The organism is Streptomyces sp. NPDC058525 (genome assembly GCF_042719495.1).
Classification (GTDB): domain Bacteria; phylum Actinomycetota; class Actinomycetes; order Streptomycetales; family Streptomycetaceae; genus Streptomyces.
This window is the reverse complement of the sequence record NZ_JBHXNP010000006.1, coordinates 68,977-90,283: the sequence shown is the minus strand read 5'-3', so window position 1 is coordinate 90,283 and position 21,307 is coordinate 68,977. Positions and strand designations below refer to the sequence as shown.

Here is a 21,307-nt window from a genome sequence, read left to right as displayed (position 1 = left end):
CCATGCCCCAGGCCGCCATGGCCCGGGCCGCTGCCCGGGCGCGCCCAGGGCATGCGCTTCCCGTGGCATCGGCCTTCCCGGAGCTTCCGGGCCGGTCGGGTATGCCCGGAAGCCAGACAGCTCACCCACCTCACAAGGAGCTTCGGATGCCCGACCCCGGGCTTTCCCCCCAATCGGGCGTGCCCGCCGCTGCCGCTCACTTCGGGGCCTACGTCCTCGCGAACGCCCAGGTCCACGCAACCGCCGACCTCGACGCCCTGCCCGCCCTGCCCGGAGTGCCGGCCGTTCCCGGCATGGCCGCGGAGGCCGTCGTACCCGCTGACGTATCGGTACGGCAACCCGCGGGCGGCGCCGACTCCTTCGGCGACCCGGGTGTCCTCGACCGGATCCTGCGCGGCCCGAGCGGTCTGGGCACGGCCGGTCTGTACCTGACGGAACCTCAAGAGCCCGTACCGCAGCCAGTGTCGGTATCCGAACCGGTGTTGGCGGAAGCGGCGGCCGACGCGGAGACGGCGGCCCCGGCGACGGTGGTCGGCAATCCGGTACCGGGCCTCTACCACCACCCGGTGGCCGAGCCCGATCCCGCGCGGGTGGAGGAGGTCAGCCGCAGGATCAAGGCCTGGGCGATGGACGAGGTCGAGCTGTACCCGGAGGAGTGGGAGGAGCAGTTCGACGGCTTCTCCGTCGGGCGGTACATGGTCGCCTGCCATCCGGACGCTCCGACCGTCGAGCACCTGATGCTCGCCACGCGGCTGATGGTCGCCGAGAACGCGGTCGACGACTGCTACTGCGAGGACCACGGCGGCTCGCCCATCGGTCTCGGCGGACGGCTCCTGCTGGCCCACACCGCCCTCGACCCCCTCCACACGACGGGGGAGTACCAGCCGCAGTGGGCGGAGTCGCTCCACTCGGACGCACCTCGGCGCGCCTACCGCTCCGCCATGGAGTACTTCGTCGGGCAGTCCTCGCCCTCCCAGGCCGACCGGTTCCGGCACGACATGGCCCGGCTGCACCTGGGCTACCTGGCCGAGGCCGCCTGGGCCGAGACGGAGCACGTCCCGGAGGTGTGGGAGTACCTGGCGATGCGGCAGTTCAACAACTTCCGCCCCTGCCCCACCATCACCGACACCGTCGGCGGCTACGAACTTCCGGCGGACCTCCACGCGCTGCCCGCCATGCAACGCGTCATCGCGCTCGCCGCGAACGCGACCACCATCGTCAACGACCTGTACTCGTACACCAAGGAACTCGCCAGTCCGGGCCGGCACCTGAACCTTCCCGTGGTGATCGCCGACCGCGAGGGCGTCTCCGAGCGGGACGCCTACCTGAAGGCGGTCGAGGTCCACAACGACCTCATGCACGCCTTCGAGGGCGAAGCCGCCGCCCTGGCCGTCGCCTGCCCCGTCCCGAGCGTGCTGCGTTTCCTGCGAGGAGTGGCCGCTTGGGTCGACGGCAACCACTACTGGCACCAGACCAACACCTACCGCTACAGCCTGCCCGATTTCTGGTAGAGCCTGCCAACGATGGGACATTCCATGACTGATGTTGACCTTACCGCCGCCACCTCCGTCTTCATTCCCTCCCCGGCGACTGCCTACCAAGGGGACATCGCCCGCTACTGGGACCACGAGGCCAGGCCCGTCAACCTGCGTCTCGGTGACGTGGACGGCCTCTATCACCACCACTACGGCATCGGCGACGTCGACCGTTCAGCGCTCGGCGACGCGGACGACAGCGGTTACGAGCAGCGGCTGATCGCCGAACTCCACCGCCTGGAATCGGCACAGGCCGAAGTCCTGCTGGACCACCTCGGCCCCATCGGGCGCGACGACACCCTCGTGGACGCCGGCTGCGGCCGCGGCGGCTCGATGGTCATGGCCCACCAGCGCTTCGGGAGCAGGGTCGAGGGCGTGACCCTCTCGGCGAAGCAGGCCGACTTCGCCAACCAGCGCGCCCGCGAACTCGGCATCGAGGACCACGTCCGCGCCCGCGTCTGCAACATGCTCGGCACCACCTTCGAGACCGGGCAGGCCGCGGCCTCGTGGAACAACGAGTCGAGCATGTACGTCGACCTGCACGACCTCTTCGCCGAGCACTCCCGCATCCTCGAGGTCGGCGGCCGCTACGTGACCATCACGGGCTGCTGGAACCCGCGTTACGGCCAGCCCTCGAAGTGGGTCTCCCTGATCAACGCCCACTTCGAGTGCAACATCCACTCCCGGCGGGAGTACCTGCGCGCGATGGCCGACAACCGCCTCGTACCGCAGGCCGTCATCGACCTGACGCCCGAAACCCTGCCCTACTGGGAGCTGCGGGCCACGTCCTCCCTGGTCACGGGCATCGAGGAGGCGTTCATCAACTCCTACAAGGACGGCTCCTTCCAGTACGTCCTGATCGCGGCCGACCGCGTCTGACCGACCGCGCCGTCCCAGCCGGCCCGGCTTCCGTCCACGAACGGACGGAAGCCGGGCGCTGGGCCGCGCACACGACCGTCAGCGCCGGCCCTCCGCATCGGCGGTGGTGGCACGGGCCGACCGGGTTTGGGCCCGGAGACGGGCAGCCGGGCACACGCTTCAACAGTGGACATCTCCTGGTGTGGTGGCTACGGCACTCGCCATACGTTGGCGAAGGCCGAGTTCTCGATCGTGCGTCGCTGCCGCACCGCTTCCAGTTCCATCACCGCGTCGTTGACGGCGGCCAGCACGGTCGTCACCGCTTCGCTGCCCGGGTCCGCATCGTCCTGGGCGCCCTCGGCCCGGTGGATCCCGATGGCTGCGGCCAGGGCCGCCAGGACGGGTTCGTCCTCCTCCCAGCGGGTCTGCGCAAGGCGCCGGGCAGGCGTGTCGGCCAGCTCCATGCGCTCGGCCCCGAGGCCCAGGCGGCCGCGCCGCGCACGCGTCAGCAGGCCGTCCTCCTCGAACGCGCTCTGGTAGGCGGCTGCCAGATCACGGCCCCTGCGCCACAGCCACTCCTCGACGTGTTCGTACGGCGCCTGCCGACGGAGTGCCGAAGCCGACGCGTCGAGGAGCCGGTCGTCCAGGGCCGGCTGCGGGCCCGGCACGATGAGGTCGCCGTCCAGGTCGATGGCCTGCGCACTGAGGAGGTCGATCAGCTCGGCGCCCGCGAGGGACAGGGACAGGTCGCCCTGTCCCACATTGCGCTCCGGCTGGGGTTCCAGGGCGATGGTGAACAGGTCTTGCGCCGTGGTCATGTACGGCTCCCTCGTTGTCGGCCGAGCCCGCGTCCCGTCGCGGAGCGGGTCCGGCCAAGTATCGCTCTTGGCACCCGAGGAGCGGATAAGGCCGGCACCGAAGCGGCGGCCGCCCGCGCCGCGGCCGCCCGACGGATCCAGTCCGACGGCGGCCCGGCCCGGCGCATCGCGCGCCGGGCCGGGCCGGCGTTCAGAAGTTCCAGCTCTGGCTCAGTGCGCCGTTGCAGGACCAGCTCACCAGGAGCTGGCCGTTCTCCGGCCGTCCGGCCAGGATGTCGAGGCACTTTCCGTTGACCCGGTTGCGGATCTCGTTGCCGTTGCGGAACCACTTCTGGTGGAGACCGCCGTTGCAGTCCCACATGGCCACCGAGCCCTGGTCACCCAGATGGGGGCCGTAGATCTCCAGACACTTGCCGTTCAGGCTCGACCGGATCTGCTCACCGTCCCACCGCCACTGCTGGTTGGTGTTGCCGGTGCAGTCCCACGTCACGACGGAGGCGCCGTTCTCCTGATGGAACATGAAGATGTCGGCGCACCGTCCGTTCAGGTTCGACTTGAGCAGCGGCGCCGCCGCGAACGCGGGCCCGCCCGTCAAGGTCGCGCCGGCCAGCAGTCCGGTGGCCGCCGCCAGCAGCATCAGTCCTCGTACAGCCCTCATGATTCTCCTTCGGATCGCCGTTGCGCGGTTGCGCTGACCCCTGTCTAGCCACCGGTCGATGTCCGGCGCCGGAACGGGGATTCCGGACATCAAAAGCTGGACAACCACCACCCATCACGGCTGCCGAAAGACACGGAGAGGAAGGCCATGCCACGCCCCGAACGCCCGCTCGCCCCGGACACCGGCCCGCTGACCCGGTTCGCGGCCGACCTTCGGAAGCTGCGCGAGACGGCGGGACGGCCGCCCTACCGGGCACTGGCCAGGAAGGCCCACTACTCGTCCACGACACTGTCGGACGCCGCCGGCGGACACCGGTTTCCGAGCCTCGGCGTCACGCTCGCCTACGTCGAGGCGTGCCAGGGCGACCGTCTCGCATGGGAAACCCGATGGCACGCGGTCGCCGCCGAGCTCGCCGCGAGCGCGAGCGCCAGCGCGCACGCCCATGCCGACGAGCCGGGGGAGACCGGCGGGCAGGGCGCCCCGTACGCGGGGCTGTCGGCGTTCCAGCCGGAAGACGCCGACCGCTTCTTCGGACGGGAGCGGCTGACCGGCGAGTTGCTCGCGAAGGTGCGCGAGCGCCGGTTCCTGACGGTCTTCGGGCCGTCCGGATCCGGGAAGTCCTCGTTGCTGCGGGCGGGGCTCGTCGCCCGCGCGCGGGCCGAGGGGTGGCCGGTGGTGCTGTTCACGCCGGGCCCGCGTCCCCTGGAGGAGTGCGCGGTCCGGCTGGCCGCGGTCACGGGGGAGACGGCCGGCACGCTGATGGCCGAGCTGCGGGCCGACCCCACGGCGCTGCACCTTCGGATCCGGCAAGCGGTACTCGACCGCACACCGGACGTCGACGCACTGCTCGTGGTCGACCAGTTCGAGGAGGTCTTCACCCTCTGCGGGGACCCGGAGGAACGAAACGCGTTCATCGCCATGCTGATCGCCGCCACCACGGCGAGCACCAGCCGGACCCGGGTGGTGCTCGGCGTGCGCGCCGACTTCTACGGACACTGCGTCCAGCACCCCGGATTGGTCGAGGCGATGCGCGACGCCCAGATCGCGGTCGGCCCGATGAGCAGCCAGGAGCTGCGCGAGGCCATCACCCGGCCCGCCGTGCTCGCCGACTGCACGGTGACCGGCCCGCTGCTGGCGGCCGTGGTCGCGGACGCGACCGGTCAGCCGGGCGCGCTGCCGCTGGTCTCGCACGCCATGGCGGAGACCTGGCGCCGTCGCAGCGGCAGCCGCCTCACCCTGGACGGATATCTGGCGGCCGGCGGCATCCGGCACGCGCTCGCGCACACCGCCGAGTCCGCCTACCGGGCGCTGTCGCCGGCGCAGCAGGAGCTCGCCAGAGCGCTGTTCCTGCGGCTGACCGCGCTGGGCGACGGTACGGAGGACACCAGGCGCCGGATCACCAGGAACGAGCTGGACCCGAACCCCGACACCGCCCGCGTGCTCGAATCCCTCGCCCGGCAACGGCTGGTGACCCTGGACGAGGGGTACGTCGAGATCACCCACGAGGCGATCATCCGGTGCTGGCCGCGGCTGCGCGGCTGGCTGACCGAGGACCGGGACCGACTGCTCCTGCACCGGCAGCTCACCGAAGCGACCGCCGGCTGGGAAGCACAGGACCGCGACCCGCACGCCTTGTACCGGGGCGCCCGCCTGGCTGCGGCGCTGGACCTGGCCGCCGCCGACGGCAGCCGGCTGAGCTCCAGGGAACGCCGCTTCCTCGACGCGAGCCGGGAAGCGCAGGCCGGTGAGACGGCGGAGGTCAGGCGGCGGACGGTCCGGCTGCGGCAGCTGGTCACGCTGCTCACCGTGCTGGTGGCCGTCGCGGCGACCGCGGGCGGGCTGGCCGTCGACTCGCGCGACTCGGCCATCCGGCAGCGCAACGTGGCCATCGCGCGGAAGGCCGCCGCGGACGCGGCCGAGGTACGGCAGCACAACCCCGCGCTCGCCGTACAGCTGAACCTGGCCGCGTACCGGCTCGCGGCCACCGGCGATGTCCGCGACCAGTTGATGACCGCGTTCGCGACGCCGTACACGAGCAGGCTCACCGGCCACACCTCCGACCTGGTCTCGATCTCCTTCGCCCCGAAGAGCACGGTCCTGGCCACCGCGAGCTGGGACCGCACGGTCCGGCTGTGGGACACCGGGAACGCCCACCGCCCCGTACAGCTGGCCGTCCTGAACCAGCCGGAGGAGCTGAGGTCGGTGGCGTTCGGTGCGGACGGCCGGGTCCTGGCCACGGCGGGCGAACGATCGGTGCGGCTGTGGGACGTGACGAACCGGCGGGCGCCCGCCGAGCTCAGCACGCTGCCGGACCAGCGGTCCGCGCCGACGTGGGTGGCGTCCGGGCCCGGCGGAGTCATCGCCACCGGGCACAGCGACGGCGCGGCGCGGCTGTGGGACGTGAAGGACCCCCGCCGCCCGCGGCTGGTGGCCGACGTACCGGGCCACACCGGCCCGGTCACCTCCGTGACGTTCAGTCCGGACGGCCGCACGCTGGCCACCACCGGTGACACCACCGCACGACTGTGGAATGTCACCGACCCCGTGCGCCCGCTCCTCCTCGACGTCCTGCGCGGACACACCGATACGGTGACCTCGGCCGCCTTCGGCCCTGACGGCCGGACCGTGGCGACCGGCAGCTGGGATCGCACCGCGCGGGTCTGGGACATCGGCGGCAGCCCGCGGACGCGACAACCGGCCGTGCTGCTGGGCCATTCCGCGATCGTCTGGTCGGTGGCGTTCAGTCAGGACGGCCGCACGCTGGTCTCGGTGGGGGGATCCACCCTGTTCTGGGACGTCGCCGCCCCGGCACACCCGAAGCGGTTCAGCACGGTTCAAGGTGGTGCGTACCAAGCGGCGTTCAGCCCGGACGGCCGTACGTTCGTCAACTCCGACCGGCTCCTGGACCTGCGGGACCTGTCCCTCGCCACCCACGACGACGTGGTCACGTCCCTGGCGTTCAGCCCCGGCGGCCGGCTGCTGGCCAGCGCCAGCTGGGACGGCACCGCACGGCTGTGGCAGGTCACCGGCGGCCGGGCCCTGTGGCCGCTGTCGGTCCTGAACGGGCACACCAAGTTCGTCCGGTCCGTGGCCTTCAGCCCGGACGGGCGGACCCTCGTCACCGCGAGCGAGGACACCACCGTCCGCGTCTGGGACGTGGCCGATCCGCGCGCACCGCGGCTGACCTCGGTCCTCACCCCCGGCTCCGGCGAGGTCGGGGGCGCCGGCTTCGGCCCGGACGGGCGTCTGCTCGTCGTCTGGGCTCAGCAGGGGGCCGGACTGTGGGACATGGCCGATCCGGGCCGACCCCGGCCGCTGAGCCGGATCGGCGAGGGCGGGCCGCACGTCACGCTGGCCTCGTTCCGGCCGGACGGCCGCACGCTGGTGACGAGCACCGGCGAGAGCGGTTCGCTCCGCTTCTGGGACATCGCCGATCCGCGCAGCCCCCGGGAGCTGCCGTCCCCGTTCCGGTCCGACCCCCTGACCGGAGGCGTGTTCAGCCCGGACAACCGTGCGCTGGCCGCGATCCACCGGACGGACAGGACGGTCTGGCTGATCGACGTCAAGGACATGGGCCGCCCGGCGAAGGCGAGGCAGCTGTCGGCGTCCGGCTCCTGGATCTACACGCTGAGCCTCGCCGCGGACGGCCGCCGGCTGGCGGCCGGCGCCGCGGACAGCAAGGCCCTGCTGTGGGACGTGAACGGTACGGCCGCGCCCACGGCCCTCACCGGCCACGCGAACCCGGTACCGGCGGTGGCGTTCAGCCCCGACGGCAAGACCCTGGCCACCGGCGGGAACGACTTCACGATCCGGCTGTGGGACACCGAACCGGACCGGGTCGTGGCCCGCATCTGCGACAGCGCCCACCCCAGGATCACCAAGGCCCAATGGGCGCGGCACTTCCCGGCGGTCGACTTCAGCCCGCCCTGCCCCGCCGATTGACGGCCCTTCGTACGGGGTTCCGCCCTGGAAGGTGACTCGGCGTATCGTAGGAGTGGCGCGATGTCACAGCCCCAGGGAGACGGCCAGGCGGGTCATCTCCGCCGTCGTGTTGATGCCCAGCTTGGCGCGGATGCGGCGGAGGTAGGCGTCGACGGTGTGCTTGGACAGTCCCATGGTGCGGGCGGTCTGCAGGTAGGTGCGGCCGGCGGCGATGTGGCGCAGGGCTTCCTGCTCGCGCGGGGCCAGCGTGGCGGTGGCGGTGGGGGCCGGGGTGTGGGGGGTGGTGAGGGTGAGGCTCATGGGATTTCCTCCGCCGGATCGGCTGGGTCATCACTGCTCGCGCCCTCGAAAGCAGGTGGGCTGAATGCCCGGGTTTGTCTGTTGTTAAAAGACTGGCTGGGTCACGTCGCGAGCGTGTCCGCCGACTGTCACAGGCGTGTGACAAGGGCCGAAAGGCCTGGTCAGGCGGTCGGCAGCGGTCGCGCGGGCAGCCGTTCCGCGCGGATCGCGTCGACCAGGGCCTGATGGTCCCGCTCGTTCTGGTCGGCATAGGCCTCGGCGAAGCCGACCAGCGCCCGGTCGAAGGTATCGCCGCGGCCCAGGTAGGCGGCGATCGCGATCCGGTCGCCCGACCGTGCGTGGGCCCGGGCCAGAGTGATGCCGCACACCTCGCCGAACGTGCTCAGCTGCCCGGGCGACATCGTTTCCGGCATGGCGATCCCCTTCCAGTCGCGCAGCTGGCGGACGTAGAAGTCGCGCTGCACGCCGTCGAGCCCCTCGAGCCGTTCCCAGCCGAGGAAGATGTCGCTGGCCGCCTGCATCAGCCGCTGGCCCGCGACCACGCGCTCGCCCTGGTTGTCGTACCGGCTCGCGCCGACATGGGCGGCGAGCACGGAGGTGTCGGCTTCCTTGGCCTGTAGGAGGAGCGGGTCCCTGCCGTCGCGGCCGAGCAGCAACAGGATCCAGCAGCGCGTACCGACACTGCCGACGCCGACCACCTTGCGGGCCATGTCGACCATCCGGTAGTCCTCCAGGAGCGCCCGCCGGTCGCTCGCGATCGTCCGGCCGTAGCGGTCGAGCAGCTGCCGGAACCGGTCTTCGAGCACACCGCGCTCGACGTCCGGCAGGAGGTCCGCGATCGGAACCAGCAGCGGAGCGTCCGCCGCGATTCTCGGCCGTCCGCCGACCAGCTCCGTGAGCTTCCCGAAAGCCTGCAAGGAGTCACGCGTACGGGCCTTCGCCAGCGCACCGGCCAGCTTCTTGCGCCCGCTCGCGTCGAGCTGATCGGCGGCCAGGGCCTCCAGACGGTCCGAGTCGATCTTCGCGTACCAGACGTCGAGGTTGCCCATGCCCGCGAAACCGCGCATCGCCTCGCGGTACGAGCGCACGCCGGAGCTGACGATGCGCGCGCGCTCGGCGTCGTCGAAGCCGTTCGCCCGGCCCGCGATGACCAGGCTCGCCGACAGGCGTTTGACGTCCCACTCCCAGGGGCCGGGAAGCGTCTCGTCGAAGTCGTTGATGTCGAACATCAGCCGCCGCTCCGGGGAGGCCAACAGCCGGAAGTTCAGCAGGTGCGCGTCCCCGCACAGCTGGGCCGTGATCCCCGAGTCCGGGGTGCCGGCCAGGTCGGACGCCATGATCGCGGCGGCTCCCCGATAGAACCGGAAGGGAGACTCCGACATCCTGCCGTAGCGGATCGGCACCAGCTCCGGTACCCGCGCCGCGGACTGCGCCTCCAGGATCTCCAGCGGGTCGGGCCGGTCCGGGGACGGCCGGTACACGGCGTGCCGCGACCGGGGCGCACGTCTGCGGGCCTCCTTGCCGCGGGCCGCGCGTTCCGCCGGGGTGCTGTGCGGTACCGCTCGCATCGCGGTGGTCGAGGTACGGGCCATCACCGGCTGACCTGACGGGTGGCCCCGCGCAGTGCGAGGGCCATCACCACTTCGAAGACGCCGAGCAGGACGAGCCACAGCCCCAGCAGGCGCGTCAGGGCCACCGCGGAGTCCACCGGGAAGCTGAGCACGACGATTCCGGCGACGGCGCCCAGGGCGCCCAGCGCGAAGAGCAGGCCGCGGTGCAGGAGCGCGCGGTCCGCGATCGCGACGTACGCGGTCAGCACTCCCGTCAGCAGCCAGAACACCCCGACGACCAGGGACAGCGCACCGATCGTCTGCATCGGGTGCCGCAGCACCAGGACACCCGCCAGGAACGCCAGCATGGCGATCAGGACTCCCGCCAGCCTGCTGCCGCCCCCGTCCCTGCTGTGCGAGAAGGCCGTGACGAAGCGGAAGCCGCCGGCCACCAGGAGCTGAAGGCCGATGATCACGGCCAGGATGTGCAGCGTCTCGCCCGGCCAGACGAGTACGAGGATGCCGGGGATCAGAGTCGCGAGGGCGAAGCCGAGCGCCCACTGCCACGAGCCGCCGAGCTGTCTGAGCACGTCCTCGGGGTCGTTCTGCGGGCGCTCGGGCGCTGCGTCGGAGGGTACGGTCATCACGCCTCCCGGGCCGGCCAGAGGCACTCCCGGGCCACCCGATGTGCCTGACTGGCTGCGGCTCCAGTTTAGGCCGGTGCGGTGTGGCTCGCCGCTCCGGCGGGCTCCGCTGACCTCGCGGGGGCCGGGGGTACCTCGTTCGGGGGGTTCGCTCGGGGATCCCTGTCGGGCGGTCGGCGGTTGCCTGTAGTTGTGGCCTCATGATCCATACAAAGGACGACATCAGGCACTCTGCCGCACGGGCGGCCCTGCGCACGGCGGTCCTCGTCGCCGCCGCGGCTCTCGCCCCGCTCCTCGTCACCCCCGTCAGTGCCCACGCCGCGAACACCGCACCGGCCTGCGTCAAGCGGGACGTCGTGAAGCACGAGAAGTACGTGAAGGTGACCAACACCTGCGACGTGGCGATGCACCTGAAGGTGGTCATCGACCGGGGCCCCGACTCCCGCTGTCTGACGTATCAGAAGGGAGAGCAGTGGGAGTGGAACTGGGGCCGCGGTTCCTACGGCAAGGTCGTCACCTGCTGACCCCGGCCCCCCGCCGGTGGCCGGGGCATCGTCAGGCCGAAGACCCGCTGTCGATCACGAGGTCGGTGCCGACCACCGAGCCGGCCGCGGGGGAGGCGATGTAGAGCACCGCGGCGGCCACCTCCTCGGCCTCCGCCACCCGGCCGAGGGGGTTCTCGCCCTTCACCCGCTCGGCACGGCCGGCCTCGCTCTCGCCCGGCTGCAGCGACATCGGCGCGGCGGAGGCGCCCGGGCTGACCGCGTTGATGCGGATGCCCTGGTGGATGTGGTCGAGAGCGGCGGCCCGGGTCAGGGCGGTGACGGCGGCCTTCGAGGTGATGTACGCGGCGGCGTTCGGGATCCGCTGGTGCGCGCCGAGGTTCGAGGAGATGTTGACGATGGTGCCGCCGCCGTTCGCCTTCATATGGGCGATCTCGTGCTTCATGGCCAGCCAGACACCGGTGACGTTCGTCCGCAGCACCGCGTCCCAGTCCTCCTCGCTCACCTCGTCGACGGGTACGGTGCCGCGGAGTATCCCGGCGTTGTTGACCGCGATGTCGAGCGTGCCGAAGCGGTTGACGCTCTCGAGCACGAGGTTCTGGAGCTGGCCTGCGTCGGTGACGTCGGCCGTGACGGCGGCGGCCGTGCCGTGCGCGGCCTCGATGAGGCCGACCGTCTCGTCCAGGGAGGCCGCGGTGCGTCCCGCGACGACCACCGATGCGCCCTCGGCGGCGAAGGCGAGTGCGATCGCGCGGCCGAGGCCCGAGCCTGCGCCGGTGACGAGGACGGTCTTGCCGGTGAAGCGGTTCATGTGGGTGACTTCCTTGAGAGAGGGGTTACTTGGTGCGGTGGTTCAGGAGGGCGACGAGGGCGAAGGCGGCCCCCGCCGCGCCCAGGGACGAGGCGTCGCTGCCCAGGGTGAGCAGGACGGCGAAGAGGATGGTCGGGCCGAACTCCATCGCGGTGTTCAACACGCCCCCGGCGAGCCCGGTCTGCCCCTGCGGTACGCCTTCGGTGGCGAGTACGGCGCCGCCCGCGAAGGAGGCCGCCGTGCCGGCCGGGAGCAGCAGGAGCCCCGGCAACAGCCCGTAGGCGTACGAGGTGTGCGCGTCGAGCCCGGTGAACGCGAGGACGGCGAGCCCGGCCGCGCCCGTGGCCAGTCCGGCGACCGTGACGGCTCGGGCACCGTAGCGGCCGATCAGGGGGCTCGCCGCGCGGCCCGAGGCGATCAGCGTGACGGCGAACGGAACGAAAGCGGCCGAGGTCTGCAACTGCGACCAGTCGCGCACCTGCTGGAGGTGGAGCGAGAGGACCACGAAGGCCATCGCGGTGCCGCAGGCGCTCATGGCGATGGCGGTGAGGGCGAGGGCCCGCCGCCGGTCGAGCAGGAAGCGGGGCGGCAGCAGCGGGTCGGCGCCCCGGCGCTCGGCGTACCAGAACGCGGCCAGCAGCGCTGCTCCGGCGAGCAGCGGCACGAGCACCGCGGCCGAGGACCAGGAGTGGGCCTCGGTGACGACGAGCCCGCAACTGGCCAGGGTGATCCCGACGGTGGCGAGCAGGGCCCCGGGCAGGTCGAGGGTCCTGCTCCGGTCGGGTGCGGTGTCCGGCAGCAGCCGCGGCGTGAGGGCGAGGGCCGCGATCGCCACCACGAGCGGTACGGCGAAGGTCCAACGCCACGACAGCAGCGACGAGATGACCCCGGAGAGCAGATTGCCGGCCGTCGCGCCGAGCACGGACAGCCCGCCCCACGTGGCCATGGCCTTGCCGTAGGCGGCCGAAGAGGGGAAGACGGCGCGCAGCACCGCCATGGCGGCCGGCGCGACCAGGGCCGCGCCCGCGCCCTGTGCGAAGCGCGCCGCGAGCAGTGCCTCGATGCCGGGGGCGAGCGGGGCGGCGGCCGAGGCGCCGGCGAAGAGGGCCAGGCCGGCGGTGAGGACGCGCCGGCCGCCGTAGCGGTCGGCGAGGCGTCCGCCGAACAGCAGCAGCCCGGCGAAGGTCAGTCCGTAGGCGGCGCTGAGCAGGATCAAGTCGGAGCGTTGCAGGCCTAGTTCATGCCCGATGCGGGGCAGCGGCACGTTGATCGCGGCGAGCGTGAAGATCAGCACGGCCTGGACGCCGCCGAGCAGGACGAAGGCGTAGCGGTGGCGCGTGGCGGAGACCGGGGCGGCGTCTGCGGCGGCGGCCGCGGCGGTCCTCTCCTGCGTTTTCATGTCCCACCATTCTTGACTGATCGGTTCAATATCTGGGCATGAAGAAGGAAGCCGGGTGGCTTCGGTGCGTGCCGTTCGGATGGGTCGGTTTGGTTTGGTTCGGTTTGGTGCGGCTTAGGTTGGGGTTGAGGTCAGTCCAGCAGGGTCAGTGCCTGCTCGGCCGCGTCCCGTACCCGGGCGGGGTCGCTCGACGCCTTGCCGACGACCCGAAGGCCCTGTAGCAGGACCAGCAGCATGCGGGCCAGTGCGTGCGGATCCCGGTGCTCGGGCAGCTCGCCCTGGGCCCGGGCCCGTACGAGTGCGGAGTGCAGTACGGCTTCGAGGTGTTCCCAGCTGGTCTCGACCCGGCGGGCCGCGGTGTGGTCGTGCGCGGCCAACTCGGCCGCCGTGTTGGTGACGAAGCAGCCGTTCAGCCGGGTTCCGGGGGAGGCGGCCTCCGCGGCGAAGCGCCGTACCAGCGCCCGAACCGCAGGCAGGGCGGGCCCCGGCTGGGACAGCTCCGACAGGAGCGGCGGGTTGTGCGTCTCGGCGTACCGGTCCATCGCCTTCAGGTACAGCTCGTGCTTGCTGCCGAAGGTCGCGTAGAGGCTGGCGCGGCCGATGCCCAGGTGGTCGACGAGGTCCGTCAGCGACGTCGCCTCGTAGCCGCGCTGCCAGAACAGCTCGAGGGCTGACTGCAGCGCGGCGTCGGGGTCGAATTCCTTGGTCCGGGCCATGCTGAAGATCATAAGCCTATCTAGAACGATCGGTCAATAATCCTGTGTCGGCCCTGTGTTGGGGTCGGGGGCGGGCGATACTGGCCGGACGATCTTCGGGCGGGGGCAGTGGTGGACGGGTGGCTGTTGCGGCAGGTCCGGCAGCCGGGTTGCTGATCTCCCTGGTGACCGCGCCGGTCGGGGTCTCCGGAGCGGTGTTCCTGCTTCCGGTGCAGCTCAGCCTCTTCGGCGTCCCGAACCCGGCCGTCACCCCGACGAACCTCCGGTACAACGTCGTCGCCGGCCCGGCGCCCTGTGGCGGTACCACCGGACGGCACTCTGCGGTCGCCGCTCACCCGCCACCTGGTGATCGGGACCCTGCCCGGGGTGGTCGCCGGAGCCGCCCTCAGGGTCTTCGCACTGCCGGGTCCCGCGGTCTTCCGCGTACTGATCGCCGCTCTCGTCAGGTAGTCGTCCGCCCCGGTGTCCAGGCCACGGGCCTCGTCGAGTTCCTCGTCCCTGGCCGTCAGCATCAGCACCGGCGTGTCGACGCCCAGCGCCCTGAGCCGTGCGCACACGGCGAACCCGTCCAGCGACGGCAGCATGACATCCAGGACGATCGCCGCGAAGCCGGCCGTGGCGGCGAGGTCCACGGCGGACAGGCCGTCCGCCGTGTGCGTGACCGTGTACCCCGCGGCCTCCAGGCCGTCCCGCACAGCGGCCGCGATCACCGGGTCGTCCTCCACCACCAGAATGTCCACCACGCCAGCATGGCACCGCGGAGGCGGCCCACCGCGCACGGCCCCGCGGGGATCGGGTGCGCGCGGAAGCCGGCCGTCCGCCCGTACCGCCGCGCCTCCGGCCTTGAGGAACGGTTAAGGATGACCTGCGCATAGTGGGGCCCCCGCGGGGCCACCGGCCCATGTCGAGCGGCCTGCCGGTGCATCGGCCTCTTGCCCGTCACCGCGCCCCGCCCTTCCCCCAAGGATGTCCTGCACTACCGAAAGACGTGCCCTCACATGCGCATTTCCTTCCTCCTTCACAACGCCTACGGCATCGGAGGCACGATCAGGTCGACGTTCAACCTCGCCGGGGCACTGGCGGAGCAGCACGACGTCGAGATCGTCTCGGTGCTCCGCCACCGCAGCGTGCCGACCATGGGCGTGCCCCCCAAGGTGCGTCTGACCCCGCTGGTCGACTTGCGCGCAACCGCCCCGGACACCGACATCGACGATCCCCGCCATGCCCGGCCGGCCCGGGTCTTCCCCCGCGCGGACGGCCGGCACGGGCAGTACAGCCGCCTGACCGACGAACGCATCGGCCGGCACCTGTCGGCGCTGGACGCCGACGTGGTCGTCGGGACCAGGCCGGGGCTGAACGTGCACATCGCCCGCCAGGCGCACCGCGCCGCCATCCGAGTGGGGCAGGAGCACTTGACCCTCGCGGGCCATGGCCGGCGCATGCGGTACGAGATACGCCACCGCTACCGGCTGCTGGACGCCCTCACCACCGTGACCGACGCCGACGCGCGTACCTACCGGCAGTTCGGCGTGCCCGGAGTCAGGGTGGAGGCCATACCGAACAGCGTTCCCGCGCCCCGGGTGGATCCCGCCGACGGCACCGGCCGGATCGTTGTGGCGGCAGGCCGGCTCACGCCGGTCAAGCGGTACGACGTGCTCGTACGGGCCTTCGCCGAGGTCGTCGCCGCATACCCGCAGTGGCAGTTGCGCATCTTCGGCAGCGGTGACGCCACCGGCAACGAGAAGGCGAACCTGTCCGCCCTGACAGCCGAACTCGGCCTGGGCGACAGCGTCCGGCTGATGGGCGATGCCGACCCGCTGGAAGCGCAGTGGGCGAAGGGCTCCATCGCCGCGTCCGCCTCCGATCGGGAGTCGTTCGGCATGACCATCGTGGAAGCGATGCGCTGCGGTCTTCCCGTCGTCTCCACGGACTGTCCCGTCGGACCGCGCGAGATCATCGAAGACGGTGTCGACGGACGCCTGGTCCGCCCCGGCGACCACCGGGCCATGGCAGCCGCACTCCTCGAGCTGGTACGGAACGACGCGCTGCGGCGGCGCATGGGCGAGGCAGCGCTGAAGAACGCGGCCCGGTTCGACCCGGCCCGCGTGGCCGAGCGTCACCTGGCCCTCTACCAGGACCTGCTGCGGCGCGGCCCCGGACGGCGCACGCTCAGTCCCGTACGGGAAACCGCACACCGGGCGCGTACCGGCACGATCAACACGGCACACACCCTGCGCTCCACTGCCCGCCCCGCACTGAAGACCTGCCGGGCGGCGGCGTGATGATCGACAATCGACAGCCCCTGACCCCTGCCCCAGCCGCGCCCCACGACGAGCCGGCCAAGCCCGCCAGGGCCGGGCGCCTACGGGCCGGCGCGACAGCACTCGTCCTCGCCGCGGCCCTGACAGCCTGTTCCTCGCTGACCGGGGTCCTCTCACCGGCCGCGGTCCGCAACAAGGCTGCCGCCGACGGCGGTTCCCCGGGGCCGGTGGACTGCACGGTCTCCAAGTGCGTCGCCCTCACGTTCGACGGCGGCCCCAGTGAACCGACCCCCCGCCTCCTGGACATGCTCCAGCGCGAGCACGTCCCGGCGACCTTCTTCCTCCAGGGCAAGGGCCATACCGACACCCATCCCGACACCGTGCGCCGCATGGCCGACGAAGGCCACGAGATCGCGAACCACACCTGGTCCCACGAAGACCTCACCAAGCTGACCCCCGATCAGATACGGGCCGAGATCGAACCGGTGCAACGCGACATAGAGAAGGCCACCGGCCACGCCCCCACCCTGATGCGACCGCCCGGCGGCGCCACCAACGACGACGTCTCGGCGGTGCTGAAGGACCTCGGACTCGCTCAGATCCTGTGGAGCGTCACCGCGAAGGACTACCAGACGACCGACACACGGCTCATCGAGAAGCGCGTACTCGACCAGACCCGCCGCGACGGCATCATCCTGCTCCACGAGCGCTACGACGGCACCATCCCCGCCGTAGCCGACATAATCCCCGCGCTCCGCGCACGCGGATACACCTTCGTCACCGTCTCCGGCCTCCTCGCCCCGGCCCGCCCACAGCCCGGCAAGGTCTACCGGCCCTGAGCGGCTCGGCGGGCGGGTCGGCTATTTCAGGTGCTCGTCGAAGAACGCGGTCGCGTAGCGGATCGCGGCCTCGCGTTGCTTGGCGGGCCCCAGCTGCGGGGGAGTGCCCGTCCCGTTCGTGCTCTCGCAGCGGGCGCCAGCGCCATCGATCAAGCTCATCGACGGCGGCCGGAAGGTGACATCTGTCGCTGAACGAGCAACACCGGGTCCGCCCAGTGCGAGGTCACTAGTTGTCGAACCACACCACGAGGCGGACGTGGTCGGGGCCGTGGCGCTTGGCCAGGGTTTTCATCACGGTCCACACGTCGCCCCATTCCTCGTCCGGGACCACCTGTCGGCGGGTGAGTCGCGAGATGCGGAAGAGGCGGTCCCCGTCGAGCCATTCCGTGCCTTCGGGCCAGTGCTCGTCCGCGTGCATGACGGTCCGCAGGCTGGTCTTCGTCAGTTCGGCGAGGCGTTCGTCCGAGGTGCCGCACCCGTACCAGACCCACTCGCCGTCGGGCCCGCGGTGGTACTCGAACGCACGCGAGTGCACCCGCGACGCGGCCGGTTCGTCCCACGCGGCCGACTCGAGTTCGCCCCAGCTGATCCATGACGGGCTGTGGGCGTCGGTGTCCTCACGGAATGCCCTGGTCGAGGCCCGGGACGCGTCCTCGGGGAAGCCGCGCCCCGGGGCCAGGGGCTCGAACGTGCGGTCCCGTACGCCGAACAGGCAGCCGAAGGCGTAGTAGGACCGGCCGTCGTAGTAGTGGTCCAAGGCGCCGGCCGGGTGCCAGCGGAGGATTTCGTCCTCGTCGTCGGGTTCGGAGAGGTCGATGAAACGGTCTCTGACCTCGATGAACCCATGTATGTCGGTACCCATGGCCCAGGATCCTGCCGGACGGGGCCGGGCCGGCGCGAACGGGTAACCGGCCGGCCGTGTTCCGCGGATTCGTGGTGGCGGACCGAGGGCTGACCGGGGCAAGATCATGGACATGGTCTCGGTGATGCAAAACGTAGCGATCGACTGTGCGGACGCCCATGGGCTGGCCCGGTTCTGGAGCGAAGTGCTCGGTTCCCCGCTGAACCCGGAGGGCGAGCCGGGTGACGAGGCGGTCGAGGTGCTGCTGCCGCAGGGGCCGTTGCTCTACTTCAACCAGGTGCCGGAGCCCAAGACGATCAAGAACAGGATCCACCTGTGCCTGCGCCCGGAGACATCGCGCGAGGAGGAGGTCGAGCGGTTGCTGGCCCTCGGCGCCACCCTCGTCACCGATCGCCGGGAAGCCGACGGCGCGGGCTGGGCCGTCCTCGCGGATCCCGAGGGCAATGAGTTCTGCGTACTCCGCAGTGCGGCCGAGCGGGCCGCGATGTCCTCCTGAAGCATGCCTGCCCTGAAGGGACGCCACGGGGACGGCGGCCGCGAGCGGAACCGCGATGTCAGGTCCGGCCGCCCCGGTCCCGGGCCCGTTCCGCGTTGAACTGGGCCCCGGTGAGCAGGGCGAGGTTCGCGAACCACAGCCAGACGACGAAGACCACGATCCCGGCCAGCGAACCGTAGAGCCGGCCGTAGGTGTCCAACTGCGTGTACAGCGTGAAGAGCCCCGACGCGGCGAGCCAGAGCAGGGCCGCCAGTACGCCACCGGGCAGACCCCGGCGCTTGCCGCGGGTCTGCGCCGGGCCGGTACGGAACAGCACCAGGACGAGCAGGGTGACGACCACCAGCAGCACCGGCCAGCGCAGCAGCGCGACGCTGTGCACGGTGCCCCCGCCCGCGGTCTGCGCGGCCCAGCGCGCCACCGGCCCCGACACCACCAGCACGGCCGCGCCCGCCACCAGCAGGACCAGCAGCAGCGTGGCGGTGATGAGCAGCGTGTGCGCCGCCCGCAGCGGCGGCCGCGTGTCGGGCACCCGGTGCATCGTGTGCAGGGCCCGGCGGAACACCGCCAGATAGCTGCACGCCGACCACAGCGCGCTGACCACACCGCTGGCCAGCAGCACCCACATCGAGGTGCCGGCCGCCGACAGCCCGTCGAGCGCCTCGCGCAGCACCTGCGCCGACTGCGGCGGCGCGTACGAGGTGAGCTCGGCGACCAGACGGTCGCGCGTGGCCCCGCCCAGCAGCCCCACCAGGGACACCGCGATGACGAGCGCGGGCAGCAGCGCGAGGACCGCGTAGTAGGTGAGCGCAGCAGCCTGGTCGGCGACGTTGTCGCTCCAGACGCGCACGGCCGTACGCGCGAGCGCGCCACGGGTGCGCGCCGCGACGCCGGCGAGTCGGCCGCCTGCGCCGCGCGATGCGGTGTTCGGGATCCCTGTCACGGAACGCGGGTGCCCGAAGGTGCCCGCGGCCATGCACGGTCCGACGTGTCGGCGCGCCGCTCGCGGGCAGGCGCGTGGCAGTCCATGCCCCCGACAACCGCTGAGGAGACATGAACACCGCTCTTCGCCTGCTGATCGTCCTGGGCGGCTCGGTCCTGCTCACCGTCGTGGCCGGATGGGTCGCCGGCCTGCTGCTGCGCCGGGCCGACGCCCGCCACCCGGAGACGCCCCTGTGGATCAAGCTGCGCCGCTGCCTCCCCGCGCTGCAGATCGTGCTGCTCGCCGCGCTGCTCAGGGGCGCGTACCGGCAGACCGCATGGCCACCGCTCCAGGAGAACCAGGCCGTCGTCGGCCGGGTCCTCTCGCTCGCGCTGATCGGCGCGGGCGCCTGGCTCGTCGTGGGCGTGGCCTCCGCCGCCGTCGAGACCGGGTACGCCCGTTACGCCACCGGCACCCGCGACCCGGCCCGGGTCCGCAGGGTCCGCACCCAGGTGAGCCTGATCATGCGGGTGGTGACCGCCGTCGTCGCGGTCGTCGCCGTCGCCGCCATGCTGCTCGCCTTCCCCAGCTTCCGCGCGCTCGGCACCTCCATGCTCGCCTCCGCCGGGATCATCGGCATCGTCGCGGGCATTGCCGCCCAGTCCACGCTGGGCAACCTCTTCGCGGGCTTCCAGATCGCCTTCGGCGACATGGTGCGCATCGGGGACACGGTCGTGGTCGCCGGCGAATGGGGCGTGGTGGAGGACATCACGCTCACGTTCCTCGCCGTACGCACCTGGGACGAACGCCGCATCACCATGCCCGTCTCGTACTTCACGTCGCGCCCCTTCGAGAACTGGTCCCGCGGCGGCGTCCAGATGACCGGCACCGTCTTCCTCCACATCGGCCACTGTGCACCCGTGGACCTCATCCGCGACAAGGTGCACGAGATCCTGCACCACTGCCGGGAGTGGGACGGCCGGGGCTGGGATGTCGCCGTCACCGAGACGACGCCGTCCACCATCGTCGTACGCGCGATCGTCACCGCTAAGGACGCGGACGACCTGTGGACGGTGCGCTGCGCCGTACGGGAGCAACTGGTCGCCTGGCTCTCGCAGAAGCACCCGGAGGCCCTGCCCCGGGTGGTCCTCGCGTCGGCACCGGAGGCGGAGACCTCCTCGCCGGGCGGGACGACGGGGCGCGTACCGAAGCCGTGCCGGACCTGACGCCGCCTCAGAGCTCCACGACAAATCCCCGCGTGACCCTGCGTACGGACGCCGACACGGGGCAAACGGGGTGCATGACCGTACCCAAGACGACCGTTCTCGTCCTCGACAGTGCCGAGCCCGAGCTGCTGGCACGCTTCTACGCCGAACTGCTCGGTGCCACGGCGGGACCGTCGCCGGCCGACGGGGACCTCATCCTCGTCACCGGCTCCACGGGCGCGGTACTCGGCGTCCGCCGCGACCCCGGCCACGCACCGCCGAGCTGGCCGCTCCCGGAGGGCTCCCAGCAGGCCCACCTGTGCATCCTCGTCGCCGCGCAGAGCCTCGACGAGGCCGAACGCGAGGCCGTGGCCCTCGGGGCCCGCCCGGTGGCCGCGACGGACGACGGCGCCGCGCCGGGCAGCCGCACCACCCTGCGCCGCTACGCCGACCCGGCCGGCCACGCCTTCGTCCTCGAAGCGGAGACCCCTCAGGGGCCAAGAGGCGGGCTTACCTGACCGAATAGACGGCGGGGCCGTCCAGCGTGGTCCACAGCTCCCCGAGCCCGCCCCGCCGGTGGTCACCCGTGTCGCCCGCGTCGCCCGTGGTGCCCGGGGCTATCACCGTGGCGGCGGGGCGCGGTGTCGCGGGGGTGCCCACGGAGCCGGAGAAGAGGGAGACGCTTCCTGCGGCCAGTGCGGCACCGACGGTGAGCAGAACAACGGGCAGCGCGCGATTACGGGCCATGGAGACGCCTCCTCGAAGCGGTACTGACGGGCTCCGCGAGCCCGTGTCTCCATTGAGCCCGAGCGGGCGCATCGCCTCATGTCGCTGGAATTCGGGGCTTGACACCGCCGGCACCGAACTCCGAGAGGAGGGGAAAAGGGGCGGGCGGGATGCTGCACCGCCGATGCGCCCGGGAAAGTGATGCCACACCCATCATGACAGGTCAGCGGGTGTTTTCGTAGGACGAAAGGCACAGGTTGCCGGC

General features: G+C 71.8%; 21 protein-coding genes and 2 pseudogenes. 10 read left to right on the top strand and 13 right to left on the bottom strand.

The features are described from left to right. Nucleotides 1-146 precede the first annotated feature (146 nt). Nucleotides 147-1,511 (top strand): family 2 encapsulin nanocompartment cargo protein terpene cyclase, encoded by a 1,365-nt coding sequence (locus ACFWP3_RS05135; RefSeq protein ID WP_384216315.1) that lies wholly within the window; start codon nucleotides 147-149, stop codon nucleotides 1,509-1,511. Between the two features lie 24 nt (nucleotides 1,512-1,535). After that, nucleotides 1,536-2,414, top strand: coding sequence for a geranyl diphosphate 2-C-methyltransferase (locus ACFWP3_RS05130; RefSeq protein ID WP_384216313.1), 879 nt, complete (start codon nucleotides 1,536-1,538; stop codon nucleotides 2,412-2,414). Between the two features lie 188 nt (nucleotides 2,415-2,602). Here ACFWP3_RS05130 and ACFWP3_RS05125 read toward each other — a convergent pair whose 3' ends face one another. Further along, nucleotides 2,603-3,211, bottom strand: coding sequence for a GPP34 family phosphoprotein (locus ACFWP3_RS05125; protein WP_384216311.1), 609 nt, complete (start codon nucleotides 3,209-3,211; stop codon nucleotides 2,603-2,605). Nucleotides 3,212-3,401: 190 nt separating this feature from the next. Continuing rightward, nucleotides 3,402-3,869, bottom strand: coding sequence for an RICIN domain-containing protein (locus ACFWP3_RS05120; protein ID WP_384216309.1), 468 nt, complete (start codon nucleotides 3,867-3,869; stop codon nucleotides 3,402-3,404). A 147-nt stretch (nucleotides 3,870-4,016) separates the two neighbouring features. Between ACFWP3_RS05120 and ACFWP3_RS05115 the strand changes: the two genes are divergently transcribed. Then, nucleotides 4,017-7,811 carry a hypothetical protein gene (locus tag ACFWP3_RS05115; RefSeq protein ID WP_384216308.1) on the top strand — a complete coding sequence of 1,265 codons (3,795 nt, stop codon included), beginning with the start codon at nucleotides 4,017-4,019 and terminating at the stop codon, nucleotides 7,809-7,811. 63 nt (nucleotides 7,812-7,874) lie between these two features. Here the strand turns inward: ACFWP3_RS05115 and ACFWP3_RS05110 are convergent, their stop codons facing one another. From ACFWP3_RS05110 to ACFWP3_RS05100, 3 genes are all read right to left on the bottom strand, one after another. Continuing rightward, nucleotides 7,875-8,111, bottom strand: coding sequence for a response regulator transcription factor (locus tag ACFWP3_RS05110; protein WP_384216306.1), 237 nt, complete (start codon nucleotides 8,109-8,111; stop codon nucleotides 7,875-7,877). Nucleotides 8,112-8,272: 161 nt separating this feature from the next. Beyond that, the gene (locus tag ACFWP3_RS05105) at nucleotides 8,273-9,703 is read right to left on the bottom strand and encodes a DUF2252 domain-containing protein (RefSeq protein WP_384216304.1); all 1,431 of its coding nucleotides are present in this window, start codon (nucleotides 9,701-9,703) and stop codon (nucleotides 8,273-8,275) included. Then, the gene (locus ACFWP3_RS05100) at nucleotides 9,703-10,305 is read right to left on the bottom strand and encodes an HdeD family acid-resistance protein (protein WP_384216302.1); all 603 of its coding nucleotides are present in this window, start codon (nucleotides 10,303-10,305) and stop codon (nucleotides 9,703-9,705) included. Before ACFWP3_RS05100 ends, ACFWP3_RS05105 begins: the two co-directional genes overlap by 1 nt. A gap of 200 nt (nucleotides 10,306-10,505) precedes the next feature. On the opposite strand from ACFWP3_RS05100, the gene ACFWP3_RS05095 reads away from it, so the two are divergent. Continuing rightward, entirely contained in the window at nucleotides 10,506-10,829 is a 324-nt protein-coding gene (locus tag ACFWP3_RS05095; protein ID WP_384216300.1) for a hypothetical protein, read from the top strand. A gap of 31 nt (nucleotides 10,830-10,860) precedes the next feature. Here the strand turns inward: ACFWP3_RS05095 and ACFWP3_RS05090 are convergent, their stop codons facing one another. The 3 genes from ACFWP3_RS05090 to ACFWP3_RS05080 all read right to left on the bottom strand — a co-directional run bounded on the left by ACFWP3_RS05090 (nucleotide 10,861) and on the right by ACFWP3_RS05080 (nucleotide 13,734). Beyond that, nucleotides 10,861-11,619 (bottom strand): SDR family NAD(P)-dependent oxidoreductase, encoded by a 759-nt coding sequence (locus tag ACFWP3_RS05090; protein WP_384216298.1) that lies wholly within the window; start codon nucleotides 11,617-11,619, stop codon nucleotides 10,861-10,863. Between the two features lie 25 nt (nucleotides 11,620-11,644). Beyond that, complete coding sequence (locus ACFWP3_RS05085) at nucleotides 11,645-13,018, bottom strand: MFS transporter (RefSeq protein ID WP_384216296.1); 1,374 nt, start codon at nucleotides 13,016-13,018, stop codon at nucleotides 11,645-11,647. Nucleotides 13,019-13,149: 131 nt separating this feature from the next. Further along, entirely contained in the window at nucleotides 13,150-13,734 is a 585-nt protein-coding gene (locus ACFWP3_RS05080; protein ID WP_384216294.1) for a TetR/AcrR family transcriptional regulator, read from the bottom strand. A gap of 119 nt (nucleotides 13,735-13,853) precedes the next feature. On the opposite strand from ACFWP3_RS05080, the pseudogene ACFWP3_RS05075 reads away from it, so the two are divergent. Next, nucleotides 13,854-14,178, top strand: a pseudogene (locus tag ACFWP3_RS05075) (TSUP family transporter); the annotation flags it as partial. A gap of 56 nt (nucleotides 14,179-14,234) precedes the next feature. Here ACFWP3_RS05075 and ACFWP3_RS05070 read toward each other — a convergent pair. Next, nucleotides 14,235-14,429 (bottom strand): annotated as a pseudogene (locus tag ACFWP3_RS05070) (response regulator); the annotation flags it as partial. Between the two features lie 303 nt (nucleotides 14,430-14,732). Here ACFWP3_RS05070 and ACFWP3_RS05065 point away from each other — a divergent pair. Continuing rightward, a complete protein-coding gene (locus tag ACFWP3_RS05065; RefSeq protein WP_384216292.1) occupies nucleotides 14,733-16,016 on the top strand; it encodes a glycosyltransferase family 4 protein in 1,284 nt (427 codons plus the stop codon). Beyond that, complete coding sequence (locus ACFWP3_RS05060; RefSeq protein ID WP_384216289.1) at nucleotides 16,016-16,834, top strand: polysaccharide deacetylase family protein; 819 nt, start codon at nucleotides 16,016-16,018, stop codon at nucleotides 16,832-16,834. Before ACFWP3_RS05065 ends, ACFWP3_RS05060 begins: the two co-directional genes overlap by 1 nt. A gap of 21 nt (nucleotides 16,835-16,855) precedes the next feature. On the opposite strand, the gene ACFWP3_RS05055 is transcribed toward ACFWP3_RS05060, so the two are convergent. Both ACFWP3_RS05055 and ACFWP3_RS05050 read right to left on the bottom strand, forming a co-directional pair. Then, nucleotides 16,856-16,993, bottom strand: a complete 138-nt coding sequence (locus ACFWP3_RS05055; RefSeq protein WP_384216288.1) for a hypothetical protein — start codon at nucleotides 16,991-16,993, stop codon at nucleotides 16,856-16,858. Nucleotides 16,994-17,060: 67 nt separating this feature from the next. After that, nucleotides 17,061-17,696: a hypothetical protein gene (locus tag ACFWP3_RS05050; RefSeq protein WP_384216286.1), complete on the bottom strand. Its 636-nt coding sequence runs from the start codon at nucleotides 17,694-17,696 to the stop codon at nucleotides 17,061-17,063. A 112-nt stretch (nucleotides 17,697-17,808) separates the two neighbouring features. Between ACFWP3_RS05050 and ACFWP3_RS05045 the strand changes: the two genes are divergently transcribed. Next, on the top strand, nucleotides 17,809-18,192 hold the full coding sequence (locus tag ACFWP3_RS05045; RefSeq protein WP_384216284.1) for a VOC family protein: 384 nt from the start codon (nucleotides 17,809-17,811) through the stop codon (nucleotides 18,190-18,192). Between the two features lie 58 nt (nucleotides 18,193-18,250). On the opposite strand, the gene ACFWP3_RS05040 is transcribed toward ACFWP3_RS05045, so the two are convergent. Beyond that, nucleotides 18,251-19,132, bottom strand: coding sequence for a YihY/virulence factor BrkB family protein (locus ACFWP3_RS05040; RefSeq protein ID WP_384216282.1), 882 nt, complete (start codon nucleotides 19,130-19,132; stop codon nucleotides 18,251-18,253). Between the two features lie 110 nt (nucleotides 19,133-19,242). Here ACFWP3_RS05040 and ACFWP3_RS05035 point away from each other — a divergent pair, with 110 nt between their 5' ends. After that, nucleotides 19,243-20,337: a mechanosensitive ion channel family protein gene (locus tag ACFWP3_RS05035; protein WP_384216279.1), complete on the top strand. Its 1,095-nt coding sequence runs from the start codon at nucleotides 19,243-19,245 to the stop codon at nucleotides 20,335-20,337. A gap of 74 nt (nucleotides 20,338-20,411) precedes the next feature. Further along, entirely contained in the window at nucleotides 20,412-20,834 is a 423-nt protein-coding gene (locus ACFWP3_RS05030) for a VOC family protein (protein WP_384216277.1), read from the top strand. Here ACFWP3_RS05030 and ACFWP3_RS05025 read toward each other — a convergent pair. Next, nucleotides 20,827-21,063, bottom strand: a complete 237-nt coding sequence (locus ACFWP3_RS05025) for a hypothetical protein (RefSeq protein WP_384216275.1) — start codon at nucleotides 21,061-21,063, stop codon at nucleotides 20,827-20,829. The two genes, ACFWP3_RS05030 and ACFWP3_RS05025, sit on opposite strands and share 8 nt — an antisense overlap. Nucleotides 21,064-21,307: the final 244 nt, after the last annotated feature.

Coding starts and splice junctions, on each gene's coding strand:
- ACFWP3_RS05135 (WP_384216315.1), top strand. CDS start 147: ATGCCCGACCCCGGGCTTTCCCCCCAATCGGGCGTGCCCGCCGCTGCC.
- ACFWP3_RS05130 (WP_384216313.1), top strand. CDS start 1,536: ATGACTGATGTTGACCTTACCGCCGCCACCTCCGTCTTCATTCCCTCC.
- ACFWP3_RS05125 (WP_384216311.1), bottom strand. CDS start 3,211: ATGACCACGGCGCAAGACCTGTTCACCATCGCCCTGGAACCCCAGCCG.
- ACFWP3_RS05120 (WP_384216309.1), bottom strand. CDS start 3,869: ATGAGGGCTGTACGAGGACTGATGCTGCTGGCGGCGGCCACCGGACTG.
- ACFWP3_RS05115 (WP_384216308.1), top strand. CDS start 4,017: ATGCCACGCCCCGAACGCCCGCTCGCCCCGGACACCGGCCCGCTGACC.
- ACFWP3_RS05110 (WP_384216306.1), bottom strand. CDS start 8,111: ATGAGCCTCACCCTCACCACCCCCCACACCCCGGCCCCCACCGCCACC.
- ACFWP3_RS05105 (WP_384216304.1), bottom strand. CDS start 9,703: ATGGCCCGTACCTCGACCACCGCGATGCGAGCGGTACCGCACAGCACC.
- ACFWP3_RS05100 (WP_384216302.1), bottom strand. CDS start 10,305: ATGACCGTACCCTCCGACGCAGCGCCCGAGCGCCCGCAGAACGACCCC.
- ACFWP3_RS05095 (WP_384216300.1), top strand. CDS start 10,506: ATGATCCATACAAAGGACGACATCAGGCACTCTGCCGCACGGGCGGCC.
- ACFWP3_RS05090 (WP_384216298.1), bottom strand. CDS start 11,619: ATGAACCGCTTCACCGGCAAGACCGTCCTCGTCACCGGCGCAGGCTCG.
- ACFWP3_RS05085 (WP_384216296.1), bottom strand. CDS start 13,018: ATGAAAACGCAGGAGAGGACCGCCGCGGCCGCCGCCGCAGACGCCGCC.
- ACFWP3_RS05080 (WP_384216294.1), bottom strand. CDS start 13,734: ATGGCCCGGACCAAGGAATTCGACCCCGACGCCGCGCTGCAGTCAGCC.
- ACFWP3_RS05065 (WP_384216292.1), top strand. CDS start 14,733: ATGCGCATTTCCTTCCTCCTTCACAACGCCTACGGCATCGGAGGCACG.
- ACFWP3_RS05060 (WP_384216289.1), top strand. CDS start 16,016: ATGATCGACAATCGACAGCCCCTGACCCCTGCCCCAGCCGCGCCCCAC.
- ACFWP3_RS05055 (WP_384216288.1), bottom strand. CDS start 16,993: ATGAGCTTGATCGATGGCGCTGGCGCCCGCTGCGAGAGCACGAACGGG.
- ACFWP3_RS05050 (WP_384216286.1), bottom strand. CDS start 17,696: ATGGGTACCGACATACATGGGTTCATCGAGGTCAGAGACCGTTTCATC.
- ACFWP3_RS05045 (WP_384216284.1), top strand. CDS start 17,809: ATGGTCTCGGTGATGCAAAACGTAGCGATCGACTGTGCGGACGCCCAT.
- ACFWP3_RS05035 (WP_384216279.1), top strand. CDS start 19,243: ATGAACACCGCTCTTCGCCTGCTGATCGTCCTGGGCGGCTCGGTCCTG.
- ACFWP3_RS05030 (WP_384216277.1), top strand. CDS start 20,412: ATGACCGTACCCAAGACGACCGTTCTCGTCCTCGACAGTGCCGAGCCC.
- ACFWP3_RS05025 (WP_384216275.1), bottom strand. CDS start 21,063: ATGGCCCGTAATCGCGCGCTGCCCGTTGTTCTGCTCACCGTCGGTGCC.